Below are 7,714 nucleotides of genomic sequence, written 5' to 3'. Positions count from 1 at the left end.
CGAGGTGCGACAAATGGAGCGAAACCCCGTGCGACGTATCGGCGGTGGCGCGCCTCTCCTCGCGCTCTCGATCGTCGTGTCAGGAGTCTTGCTGGCATCGGGCTGCGGACAACAACCCACGCAGCCCGGTGCCGAATCGCACGACCACGTCACGACATCCGGGACGAACCAATTGCCCCAGGAGGCTCTTGTCACGTCGGACGTCGTACAGAACTACTTCCCGGAGCTGGCCAGACAGCACACGCCGACCGAAAGCCCTGATGCTGCCGGCACACCCGAGGCGACGAGAATGGCGATCTACGAAGGGGACGACGGCAGGAAGGTGACATTTCGGCAGATCGATATCCCAGCTCCGACTCGGCCTCGGCTGCATTCGGGCAAGCGATCGACAAAAGTGAAGCCGTCCAGGGTTTCGTAGCGCTGCCTGCACCGGTCGATATCGGTGACAGGGCATTCGCGGGCATAGTGAGTCAGGGTGATGACACGCACATCGGATACGGCGCGCTCACCGGCGAGTACGTCATCGGAGTGACCTCGGCCGGCTATCCGGCCACCACCGAGAACACTGCAAGACTCATCGATCTCACGCGCGCGGCCGTCGAGAGAGCCGAAGCGGCACAGGGTCACAGCTGACGTGCTCGTTCTCGTCCACACCTGTCACCACGCGGGGCGGACGTCCTTCGCGATGCCCAGGTGCTCGCACAGCCGCCGGATCGCACTGCAGTCCTGAACCATCGGCTTGCGGTCGCTGTCCGCCGTGACGTCCGCGATGATCGTGCCCGCACCGGTGACCTCTTCGCGTTCGAGGATGGCCCGCCATGTCGTCAGATCGCTCCCGGTGAACGCGTCCACCCCGTCACGCAGACCCTCGAGCAGGGTGTGCCGGTCGTCCGCGTCGAGACCGTCGTACACCATCGTCACCAGATCGCCGGTGATGGAGGAGTGACAGAGCTCGTCGCGACGGTGCAGCGCCACGGTCGCCCGGTTCACGGGCTGCACCCCCTCGTCCTCGGTCATCAGAGCCAGGTAGGCGCTGATCGACGTCTCGGCGACCGTGGTGAAGGCGAGGGTCGTCAGCGCGGCGGCCCTCGGATCGGTGTGGCCAACGGCAGCCGCGTGGTGGCGCCGGACCGTCTGGGCTGTGGGTAGGGCGTCCTCGCGCAACGGCCAACCCCGGTGCCTGCGCGTTGCGGCGCTGGCATTGAGGTGCATCAGGGTGTGGTACTCCTCGTCGACCATCGACTGCAGCGCCGCCGCGCGGTGGCGATCGCCGAGCCCGGTGCCGAACGCGTCGCGGGAGAGCAACTGGAAACCCGGATTCACCACGAACTGCTCGATGTCCATCACGTTCTTGTTGTAGGCGATCCATCCCCAGGCCCGCAGCCGGTCCTTCTTCGTCTCGTCCAGGCAGCGGTACAGGTCGTGCTCGCGGAAGGGGAGCAGATCTTCGGGGAAGTCGGCCTTGGCAGGATCGAAGAAGTCGTCGAGCTCGGGTTCGACCCGCCGCACCGTCGCCCGGCGCGGCCAGCTCCTGACCAGGCTGCGGATCACCGCGCTCTCGACCGGATCCGACTCGTCGCACTCGGGCAGGGAGGGCGGCGACAGCAGGCCCTCGAACCCGAACACCCCGCCGTACGTTTCGAACGGACCTGTCACGACTCGATCACCTCCGATCGCACCGATACCCCTTCGGATGCCAGGCCGTGGAAGATCTCCGCACACAGGTCGCCGTACCGGCGGGTGCGGTCGCCGAGAGGCCGACGCGAGACGGCCACCAGCGCATCGAAATCTGCCTCGGTGCCGTGCTCGACCACCGCAGACAACCGGGTCACCGCCGCCGCCAGCGCGTCGCGTGCCCTGCCCGCCAAAGGATTCCCGGCCTGGACGTCCCGGTACACCGCGGGGTTCCCGAGCCCGATCCTGGCCAGCAGCGCCAGCGCCACCGTGTGCGGTGGGGTCGCGGTGGCGGACAGTTCCTCGCTCGTCACATCGAGCTCGGCGAGCGCGAGGCCGAAGGCCAATACCGCCGCGTGCGTGAGCGCCTGCGTCGCCGCCACGATCCGATCGTGCTGTTCCGGTGCGAGCCGGACGATCTCGGCCCCCCATCCGGACAGCGACGTGAGGAACCAGTCGACCTGACGGCCCCCGCGATAGGTGACCGCGGCCACCGGCCTGCCCGCCATACCCAGGTCCGGCGCGAACATCGGGTTGACCCCGACCGCCGGAAGTCCGGGCGCGGAGTCCGTGAGCGCTCGCGCGAACCGTGTCTTGACCGACAGCGTGTCGACGAGCAGGGCGCCGGGGGAGATGAGCCCGGGGAGATCGGGCGCGGCGGCCAGCGCGACCGACTCCGGCACGGCCAGCACCACGAGGTCGGCGGAGCGCAGCGCCTCGAGGAGTTCCCCTGTCGGGGCCGTCAGGTCCGCAGCCATGGCATCCGCGTCGGTGATGGTCTCTGTGCGCGCCGCACAGCGGGGATCGACCACCAGGACCCGGGCCCCGTCGCCGCGCAGCAACGCCACCAGCATCGCGCCGACCGATCCCGCACCGCCGACGACCACGGCGGTACGGAACTGCGAAGACGCCCGCGCAGATCCAGTGCCGATCACGGTCCGGCCTGGTCCTGATGGTCGGTGTTCATGGACAGGCAACGTTTCATGGTGACGGCCTTGACCATCGTCTCCTCGTATTCCTCGTCCGGGTCGGACATGGCCATGATCGCGCCGCCCGCACCGAACGTCACCTCGTCGGCCGTGGCGACGAGGGTCCGGATCACGATGGAGAAATCAGCGGTGCCGGTGAGCGAGAAGTATCCGATCGCACCCGAGTAGACCCCGCGCGGGCCGTCCTCGAGCTTGTCGAGGATCTCAAGGGTCCGCACCTTCGGCGCGCCGGTCATCGATCCGCCGGGAAAGGTCGCCCGGATGCAGTCCACCACCGAGACGCCCGGCCGCAGGTTGCCGCGAATGGTCGAGACCAATTGGTGCACTGGCGCGTAGGTCTCGACGTCGAACAGCTTCGGGACGTGCACCGATCCCGGCAGGCAGACGCGGGACAGGTCGTTGCGGACGAGGTCCACGATCATCAGGTTCTCGGCGCGATCCTTCTCGCTGTCACCCAGGTCGCGGCGCAGGGCCTCGTCCGTGTCCGGCACGGACGACCGCCGCCTGGTGCCCTTGATCGGCTTGGACTCGATCACCCGGTCCGCGCCGATCCGGAGGAAGCGCTCGGGTGAGGCGCTCAGGACCGAGATCCCCGAGAACTGCAGGAGTGCGTTGTACGGGGTCGGGCTGATCTCACGTAGACACGCATAGCGATCCAGCGGGTCGATCGCCCCGTTCAGGGTCGCGGTGTTGGTCAAGCACACCTCGTACGACTCGCCGGACCGGATCTCGCTGAGACACTGCTCGATCAGCGCGAGGTAGGCGTCCCGGTCATGCCGGAATCGCGGCTGGGGGTCGGCATCGAGATGGACCAGCGGGGGCGGGGACGGCGGCTCGTGGGGGACCACATCGAACTCCGACAGCACGGCGGCCGTCTCGGTCAGCCAGCGGGCGCCCTCCTGGTCGTGGGAACCGTCGTCGAGCGAGAGCAGATAGCAGCAGTTGGCCTCGTGGTCGAGGACCAGCGCTCGGTCCGCGAAGACGACGGCAGCGTCCGGATTCGGCGAGGCGTGGACGAGCTGCCCACAGGTGTCCGCCTTCAGCTCGTAGCCGAGGTACCCGACGTAGCCGAGGCAGAAACCGAACGGGAGATCGGGGCGGGGGGCCACCGCGCGAGCGCGCAACTGCTTGTCCATGTAGTCGAAGAAGGTGGTGTGGACCTCGCGCGCGAGCTTCCCCTGCCGGTGCACCTGCACCGTGGTCTCGGTGACGCTGTAGGTGACGTACTCGGCCAGGGGGCCGGAGCAGTCGCCCATGACGGAGAACCGCGAATCCGGCTCCAGTGCCGCGCTGCCGTCGAGCCAGAAGCTGTTCGGGCCATGTGCGAACAGGGCCTCGTAGACCTCCTTCGGATCGAGCGCCCTGTCGATGCGCATGCTGTCGACGCGGTAGCGGGGCTCGGCGAGCGGCAGGGTCATCGGGCGCGCCGCGGCACTGTGGGAGCCCGCCCGCGCTCGCGGGGTCAGGTCCCGGAAATTGGTCAGCAGCGCGCGGCCGTGATCGGTGCAGATGGACTCCGGGTGGAACTGGACGCCCCAGAGCGGACGCTCTCGGTGGCGCACCGCCATCAAGAGGCCGTCGCGGGTATGGGCCAGCGCCTCGAGCTGATCGCCCGGATCCTCGACGATCAGGGAGTGGTACCGGACCGCGCGGAAGGGCGACGGGATACCCGCGAACAGTCCTTCCCCCGTGTGGTGGATCTCGGAGATCCGCCCGTGCATGGGCGTCGGCGCGGGAACGACCGGGCTGCCGAAGAGGTGACACAGCCCCTGGTGCCCAAGGCACACGCCGAGAACGGGCAGATCGCCATCGGTGATCGCGATGGCGCTGATGCCGAAATCCCGGTCCCGGTCCGGCCGTCCCGGCCCAGGAGAGATGACGATGTTGTCGTGGTCGGCCAGGTTCACCGACGCCCAGTCGACGTCGTTCGACACCACGGTCGGCGGGACCCCGTTCACCTCGGCCAGCAGACTGTAGAGGTTGTAGGTGAAGGAGTCGTAGTTGTCGATGAGGAGTGTTCGCGTCGGCGTCATGGGCGTCAGCCCCCACGTCCAGACGGGCCGCTCGCACCCTCCGGCTCGGATCCGTCCGCGTCGATGATCAGATCCTCGACCCGGCAGGTCTCGCGGATGAGCAGCTCGTAGAGCGAGCGGAAGAAGTCAGGGGACAGCTCGTGCTCGACCGCGTAGGTCTGCGCGCGGTCCTGGACGAAACCGACCCGCTGTGGCTGCATCATCGGTATCGAATGCCGCCTCTTGACCTTGGCGATCCGGGTGCACACCTCGATGCGTGCACGGACGTCCTCGAGCAGATGCCGGTCCACATCGTCGAGCTCGGTTCGCAACACCTCGAGCTCGCGCTGCGCCGCCGAGAATCCGTTTCCGGCCCCGTGGGAACCATTCGACGTGTCCATCCGCCGCCGCCTTAGCAATCTGGGCTGGCCCGCACCGGCTCCGGTCGATGCACACCCGCCGAGGTCCGTCAGCCTCGAGCAGAACTCCGGGTAGAGAATCTTCCAATCCTCTCATGGGGGAATATGCCCGAGCCACCCTTTTCATCGAATCCTCGAACCCCGACGTTACCCAGATCCGGCGGTACGCCGCGGCCGATGTGGTCTCTCTTGGGTTGCTGTTGTCAGCCCCTCAGCTCGACTCGCCGGGACGCAGTTCGGTGGCGGACAGCCCCGCCTCCGCCATCCGGCGGACGAACTCGGCGCCGGGCCCGTAGAAGCGATCGGGGCGCACCGAATCGAACCCCATCGGCCAGAGCGTGCCGAAGTGCACCGGGATCGCGGTGCCGGCACCGACCGCGACCGCCGCGCGGACCGCCGCCGCCGGGTCGAGGTGGCCCGGTCCGAGACTCGGCCCCCACCCGCCGACGGGAATGAGCGCCACATCGCATTCGGGTATCCAGTCCGACATCGACCCGAACAGGGCGGTGTCCCCGGCGAAGTAGGTACGTCCCTCGCCCTCGATCACGTATCCGAGCGCCCGCACCCGGCGCGGCCCGCGTGGCCAGCGTCGACCGTCGTGTTCGGCCGGAACGCCGCGGACGAGCACACCGCCGATGCGCACCTCGTCGCCGGGGCTCACCTCGACCAACCGATCGCCGAACGCCCGGAGCCCCGACATCTGGCCGACCGCGCCTGCGGGGACGAGGATTGGCACGTCGCCGCCGATCAGTCTCAGTGAGGGCAGATGGGTGTGGTCCGCGTGCAGATGGGACAGCACCACCGCGTCCGGGCGCAGCGGGTTCGTCACCTGGCCCGAGATGTCCAGCGGATTGGGTCCGCGTCTACGCCGCAGGTGTGCGACCCGGTCGGTGAGGATCGGGTCGGTCAGGATGGTGGTCCCGCCGTCCGTGATCGAGACGGTGGCGTGCCCGTGCCATCGGACCCGCGGTGTTCGATCGGACATGGCACCCACGATCCCAGGTCTGCCGATCCGCCGCCCGGCGGGTGATCAGCCCACGATGTCCGCGCGGCGGTCGCCCGTCGCGTCGACCCGCACGAATTCCATGGCGTCCTCGACGGATCCGAACTTCAGCATCGCGATGTCGAGGGCATAGTTCTGGTAGAGCCGCCACGGCTTCTTCGATCCCTGTTTCGGGAACTCGTGGATCGAGCGCTGCACGTACCCGGACGAGAAGTCGATGATCGGCATCGTGGTGATGGACGGGTCGACGTTGCGGGGCGTGCACTGCCGGTAACCGTCTGCGGTCATGTGATTGAGCAGTCGGCACACGTATTCGCATGTCAGGTCGCACTTGAGCGTCCACGACGCATTGGTGTATCCGATACAGCTGGCGAAGTTGGGGACGTCGCTCATCATCATCCCCTTGTAGCTCAGGGCCTTTGCGGCGTCGACGGGGACGCCGTCCACGCTCAGCCCGACGCCGCCGCCCACGATGAGCTTCAGCCCGGTGGCCGTCACGATGATGTCGGCCGCCAGCTCCGCCCCGGACGCGAGCTCGATTCCCCGTTCGGTGAACGTCTCGATCCGGTCGGTGACGATGTCCGCCCGACCGTGCCGGATCGCCTTGAACAGATCACCGTGGGGCACGAAGCACATGCGCTGGTCCCACGGGTCGTAGCGGGGCGTGAAGTGGGCGTCGACGTCGAACCCGGCAGGCAGTTGTGCCTGTACCTGCTTGCGGAGCATCCTCTTGACGACACCGGGTGCACGCCGGCTCAGCGTGAAGAAGAGCATGAAGCGCAGCACGTTCTTCCATCGAACGATGCCGTAGGCCAGCTTCGGTGGCAGCAGCGCGCGCAACCGGTTCGCCATCACGTCCTCGTCCGGCACGGACAAGACGTAGCTGGGCGATCGCTGCAGCATCGTGACGTGCGCGGCTGACTCCGCGATCGCCGGGACCAGCGTCACCGCGGTCGCACCACTGCCGATCACGACGACGCGTTTGCCTGCCCAGTCGATGTCGTCGGGCCAGTGCTGTGGGTGCACCACCCGGCCGGTGAACCGGTCGACCCCCTCGAACTCCGGCGTGTAGCCCTCCCGGTAGTCGTAGTAGCCACTGCACATGAACAGGAAGTTGCACGTCAGGCGCACGATCTCGGCGTCGGGGCCGTGCTGGGCCTCGACGGTCCACCTGGCGTCCTCGCTGGACCATTCCGCGCGGGTCACCCGGTGGTCGAACCGGATGTTCCGATCGATCCCCTCGTCGCGTGCCGTGGCGCGGACGTAGCTCAGGATCGACGGGCCGTCGGCGATGGCCTTCGCGTCCGTCCACGGCCGGAAGGAGTACCCGAGGGTGTACATGTCGGAGTCCGAGCGAACACCGGGATAGCGGAACAGATCCCAGGTCCCGCCGATCGCGCCGCGCGCCTCGAGGATCGCGTACGTCTTGTCCGGGCATCTCGTCTTCAGGTGGTACCCGGCACCGATCCCGGACAGGCCGGCACCCACTATCAGGACGTCGAAATGGTCGATCGCCATGTCTGCCACCGCCGTCGTGGGGAGTGTTCCACCTCGAACCTAGCACCGCGCCGCACTGCATCCCGGACCGTTGGCCACCTACGATCCAGGTGGATGGAG

The 7,714-nt window shown here is 67.9% G+C and carries 7 protein-coding genes; 1 reads left to right on the top strand and 6 read right to left on the bottom strand.

The genetic code is table 11. The features are described from left to right. Positions 1–13 precede the first annotated feature (13 nt). Positions 14–418, top strand: a complete 405-nt coding sequence (locus BR31_RS28495) for a hypothetical protein (RefSeq protein ID WP_231496470.1) — start codon at positions 14–16, stop codon at positions 416–418. A 239-nt stretch (positions 419–657) separates the two neighbouring features. Here the strand turns inward: BR31_RS28495 and BR31_RS0112950 are convergent, their stop codons facing one another. The 6 genes from BR31_RS0112950 to BR31_RS0112925 form a co-directional block, all read right to left on the bottom strand. After that, entirely contained in the window at positions 658–1,626 is a 969-nt protein-coding gene (locus BR31_RS0112950; RefSeq protein WP_051637380.1) for an AurF N-oxygenase family protein, read from the bottom strand. A 26-nt stretch (positions 1,627–1,652) separates the two neighbouring features. Then, a complete protein-coding gene (locus BR31_RS28490) occupies positions 1,653–2,609 on the bottom strand; it encodes a prephenate dehydrogenase/arogenate dehydrogenase family protein (protein WP_331281124.1) in 957 nt (318 codons plus the stop codon). After that, positions 2,606–4,696, bottom strand: a complete 2,091-nt coding sequence (pabB, locus tag BR31_RS0112940; protein ID WP_027501339.1) for an aminodeoxychorismate synthase component I — start codon at positions 4,694–4,696, stop codon at positions 2,606–2,608. The genes BR31_RS28490 and pabB overlap by 4 nt, the downstream gene beginning before the upstream one ends. A gap of 5 nt (positions 4,697–4,701) precedes the next feature. Next, complete coding sequence (locus BR31_RS28485; protein WP_051637367.1) at positions 4,702–5,076, bottom strand: chorismate mutase family protein; 375 nt, start codon at positions 5,074–5,076, stop codon at positions 4,702–4,704. A 229-nt stretch (positions 5,077–5,305) separates the two neighbouring features. Then, on the bottom strand, positions 5,306–6,079 hold the full coding sequence (locus tag BR31_RS0112930) for an MBL fold metallo-hydrolase (protein ID WP_037176514.1): 774 nt from the start codon (positions 6,077–6,079) through the stop codon (positions 5,306–5,308). Positions 6,080–6,124: 45 nt separating this feature from the next. Continuing rightward, a complete protein-coding gene (locus tag BR31_RS0112925) occupies positions 6,125–7,615 on the bottom strand; it encodes a flavin-containing monooxygenase (protein WP_027501337.1) in 1,491 nt (496 codons plus the stop codon). Positions 7,616–7,714: the final 99 nt, after the last annotated feature.

Origin of the sequence: Rhodococcus sp. UNC363MFTsu5.1, assembly GCF_000686785.1 — a bacterium.
Classification (GTDB): domain Bacteria; phylum Actinomycetota; class Actinomycetes; order Mycobacteriales; family Mycobacteriaceae; genus Rhodococcus_G; species Rhodococcus_G maanshanensis.
Note: the sequence above shows the minus strand (reverse complement) of the source record. Positions and strands in the feature narration are given on the sequence as shown.